We start from the raw sequence: 434 nt of genomic DNA, 5'->3' as shown, positions 1-434 counted from the left end.
ACATCCACTTGTGGAGCTCCGGATCCTCGCCGATCTCCATCACCTCGACGAGGCCGTCCTCGTCGCCGCTCGCCCAGGCGGCGAGCATCTTCGGGAACAGCTCGCCGATCTTGTCCAGCTCCTCCAGCGTCTCGCCGAGCGCCTTGATCTGCTGCTCCTCGGGCATCGAATCGAACAACCTGAGCTGCTGCTCGGCGCCTTCCAGCTCGCCGATCGTCATGCCGCGCTCGCGCGCCGCCCGGGTGAGGACGGTGTCCGCGCCCTTGCTGGGGTCGAGGCCGAGCTTCTGCGCCTCCAGCGCGCTCAGCGTCATCATGACCAGCCACGGCTCCATCGGATCGAGCGCCGCCATGCCCTGGGCGCCGAACTGCGCGGCCAGCTTCTCCTTCACGTCGGCCGGCAGCTTGCTGGAAAGCGTCGTGCCCGGCGGATAC

Annotated in this window: 1 protein-coding gene; it reads right to left on the bottom strand. The window is 68.4% G+C overall.

Going from position 1 to position 434, the window contains the following annotated elements; translation table 11 throughout:
* Positions 1–434: TraB/GumN family protein (locus tag AC2JF9_RS09530; protein WP_500727296.1), on the bottom strand; the 434-nt coding region annotated here is incomplete at both ends.

The organism is Lactobacillus sp. C449L, from assembly GCF_059900815.1.
The sequence above is the reverse complement of the archived record's forward strand: the minus strand, read 5'-3'. Positions and strand labels throughout refer to the sequence as shown.